General features: G+C 60.6%; 4 protein-coding genes. 1 reads left to right on the top strand and 3 read right to left on the bottom strand.

Annotated elements, in window-relative coordinates; all coding sequences use genetic code 11:
* A partial coding sequence (locus tag HX846_RS09530) for a class I SAM-dependent methyltransferase (protein WP_178965313.1) occupies positions 1–358 on the top strand: 358 nt, incomplete at its 5' end.
* A 41-nt stretch (positions 359–399) separates the two neighbouring features.
* On the opposite strand, the gene HX846_RS09525 is transcribed toward HX846_RS09530, so the two are convergent.
* The 3 genes from HX846_RS09525 to HX846_RS09515 are packed head-to-tail and all read right to left on the bottom strand — an operon-like array spanning position 400 to position 3,030.
* Positions 400–567: a DUF2474 domain-containing protein gene (locus HX846_RS09525; RefSeq protein ID WP_003215809.1), complete on the bottom strand. Its 168-nt coding sequence runs from the start codon at positions 565–567 to the stop codon at positions 400–402.
* A gap of 12 nt (positions 568–579) precedes the next feature.
* Positions 580–1,587, bottom strand: a complete 1,008-nt coding sequence (gene cydB, locus HX846_RS09520) for a cytochrome d ubiquinol oxidase subunit II (RefSeq protein WP_008432810.1) — start codon at positions 1,585–1,587, stop codon at positions 580–582.
* A 3-nt stretch (positions 1,588–1,590) separates the two neighbouring features.
* Positions 1,591–3,030 (bottom strand): cytochrome ubiquinol oxidase subunit I, encoded by a 1,440-nt coding sequence (locus tag HX846_RS09515; RefSeq protein ID WP_008432808.1) that lies wholly within the window; start codon positions 3,028–3,030, stop codon positions 1,591–1,593.
* Positions 3,031–3,360 lie beyond the last annotated feature (330 nt).

The raw sequence follows: 3,360 nt of genomic DNA, 5'->3' as shown, positions 1-3,360 counted from the left end.
GCAGTACACGCTGGTCGACGAGTCTTATATGGCGGTGCAATCGGCGGCCGAGAACTGGCGCGCGGCGCTGGGCGAACGTGACGTGCTGATTCGCCCCGGCGACGGCCTGGCCGATCAGGAAGCGCAGTCACTGGATGTGGTGCTGTGCAACCCGCCGTTCCACCAGCAGCAAGTGGTGGGAGACTTCCTCGCCTGGCGCATGTTCCAGCAGGCGCGGGAAGCGCTGGTAGTGGGCGGCGCCCTGTATATCGTCGGCAACCGTCACTTGGGTTATCACACCAAGTTGGCGCGGTTGTTCCGTGGCGTCGAGCAAGTGGCGACCACGCCGAAGTTCGTGGTCCTCAAGGCGCGCAAATAAAAAAGCCCTCCATAAAGGAGGGCAATAGTTACAACGGGATGTCAGTGGGTGGTCAGGCCCGCGGCATTCATGAACATGCGCATCAGGCTGGCCACCACGAACAGGGCCAGGACGCTGCCGGTCCAGATCATCGCCAGCCAGCCCAGGCGCTGCCAGAGCGGCTTTTTCTCGGCCTGTTCGATGTCGTGCAACGAAGGTTTGCCGGACATGAGTCAATCCTCCTAGTGATAACCGTCTTCGTGGGTGACCTTGCCGCGGAACACGTAGTAGCTCCAGAAGGTGTAGCCCAGGATGAACGGAATGATGAACAAGGTGCCCACCAGCATGAAGCCCTGGCTTTGCGGCGGTGCGGCGGCGTCCCAGATCGAAACTGACGGCGGGATGATGTTCGGCCACAGGCTGATCCCCAAGCCACTGTAGCCAAGGAAGATCAGCACCAGTGTCAGCAGGAACGGCGTGTAGTGCGCATTGCGGGCCACGGCGCGAATCAGGCCGTACATGGTTACCAGCACCAGGATCGGCACCGGCAGGAACCAGAACAGGTTCGGCAGGGTGAACCAGCGCGAGGCGATTTCCGGGTGGGCCAGCGGCGTCCAGAGGCTGACGATACCGATCACCGCCAGCACCACGAAGGCCAGGGGCCGGGCCAGGTTGTGCATCTTCTCCTGCAAGCTGCCTTCGGTCTTCATGATCAGCCAGGTGCAGCCCAGCAGCGCATACGCCACGATCAGGGCCACGCCGCAGAACATCGTGAACGGCGTCAGCCAGTCCAGGGAGCCACCGGCAAACTGCCGGTCGACCACCGGGATGCCATCAATGAACGCCCCCAGCGCCACGCCCTGGAAGAACGTCGCTGCCAGCGAGCCGCCGATGAAGGCCTTGTCCCACAGGTGACGCTTGTCGTCCTTGGCCTTGAAGCGGAACTCAAACGCCACGCCGCGAAAGATCAGCCCGATCAGCATCAGCATCAGTGGCAGGTACAGCGCCGAGAGCACCACCGAATAGGCCAGCGGGAACGCGCCAAACAACGCCGCGCCGCCGAGTACCAGCCAGGTTTCGTTGCCATCCCACACGGGGGCGACGGTGTTCATCATCACGTCACGGTCGGTCTTGCCCGGGATAAACGGGAAGAGAATGCCGATCCCCAGGTCGAAGCCATCCATGACCACGTACATCATGATGCCGAAGATGATGATCACGGCCCAGATCAGCGGAAGATCAATACCCATGGCTCAGTTCCCCTTGTTCAAGGTGTCGCCGTGATCGGCATCGGCACTGTCATCAGCCGCCGACAACGGACGCGCCGGTGTGCGTTTCTGCCCAGGGCCACCGTGGGTGGGCTCGGTGCTTTCGTGGGTCACAGGCCCTTTGCGCACCAGGCGCATCATGTAGCCCAGGCCCGCGCCGAACAGCGCGAAGTACACCACCACAAACAACACCAACGTAATGCTCATCTGCGCAAAACTGTGGTTGGACGAGGCGTCTGCCGTGCGCATCAGCCCGTAGACCACCCACGGCTGTCGGCCGATCTCGGTGGTGAACCAGCCAGCGAGAATCGCGATCAGGCCGGACGGGCCCATCCACAGCGCCAGGTACAGGAACGGCTTGGATGTGTACATTTTGTCGCCACGGCGCAGCCAGAGGCTGAACAGGCCGGTGAAGATCATCAGGAAGCCCAGGCCCACCATGACCCGGAACGACCAGAACACGATGGTCGAGTTGGGACGGTCCTCAGGCGGAAACTCCTTGAGGGCCGGCACCTGCTTGTCCAGGGAGTGGGTCAGGATCAGGCTGCCCAGGTACGGAATTTCTACTGCGAACTTGGTTTTTTCAGCCTTCATGTCCGGCCAGCCGAACAGGATCAGCGGCGTGGGCTCGTTGCCGATATTTTCCCAGTGGCCTTCAATCGCGGCGATCTTCGCCGGCTGATGCTTGAGGGTATTCAGGCCGTGGAAGTCACCGATGACCGCCTGGATCGGTGCAACGATCAGCGCCATCCACATTGCCATCGACAGCATGGTGCGGATCGCCGGGTTGTCCTTGCCGCGCAGCAAGTGCCAGGCCGCCGAGGAGCCGACGAAGAACGCGGTAGCGACGAACGCGGCCGTGGCCATGTGCATCAGGCGGTAGGGGAACGACGGGTTGAAGATCACGGCCAGCCAATCGGTTGGAATCACCCGGCCATCAATGATTTCAAAGCCCTGTGGCGTCTGCATCCAGCTGTTGGAGGCAAGAATCCAGAAAGTCGAGATCAGCGTGCCGACGGCCACCATCACCGTGGCAAAGAAGTGCAGCTTGCGTCCGACCTTGTTCCAGCCGAACAGCATGACCCCAAGGAAGCCGGCTTCGAGGAAGAACGCCGTGAGCACCTCATAAGTCAGCAACGGCCCGGTGACGGCACCGGCGAAGTCCGAGAAGCGGCTCCAGTTGGTGCCGAACTGATAGGCCATGACCAGGCCGGAGACCACGCCCATGCCGAAGTTGACGGCAAAGATCTTCGACCAGAAATGGTAGAGGTCACGGTAGGTGTCATTGTGGGTCTTGAGCCACAGGCCTTCCAGCACCGCAAGGTAACTGGCCAGGCCGATGGTGATGGCCGGGAACAGGATATGGAATGAGATGGTGAACGCGAATTGAATTCGGGCGAGATCTAGCGCCTCCAAACCGAACATAAGTCTTCCTCTGTCAGGTAATACCGAATGCTGGCTGGAGGCCTGCACCCACTGCCCCCACGGATATGGAGTGTGGCGAATTCAAATTCGTTTCTTTTTATAACCAACCACGCAGGGATTCTGGCCTTGCGGCCGCCAGAGCAATCCCGGCGAAGGTTTTGATCTGGGTCAAGCATTGCTGAAAGAGTAGTCCCATTTTCGCGAGAGCAAGGCGTGGTCTTTTGCCGCGTGACAGGTTGCCTCAGTGGTCACTGGGTGTTGTCTTTGGTGAGATTGGGCGTGTTTTGGGTGTATATCCGTTATTTGGGTGATGGCTGGTATTGGTTCCGC

The organism is Pseudomonas sp. K5002, assembly GCF_013386655.1.
In the GTDB taxonomy this organism is placed as follows: Bacteria; Pseudomonadota; Gammaproteobacteria; order Pseudomonadales; family Pseudomonadaceae; genus Aquipseudomonas.
Note: the sequence above shows the minus strand (reverse complement) of the source record. Positions and strands in the feature narration are given on the sequence as shown.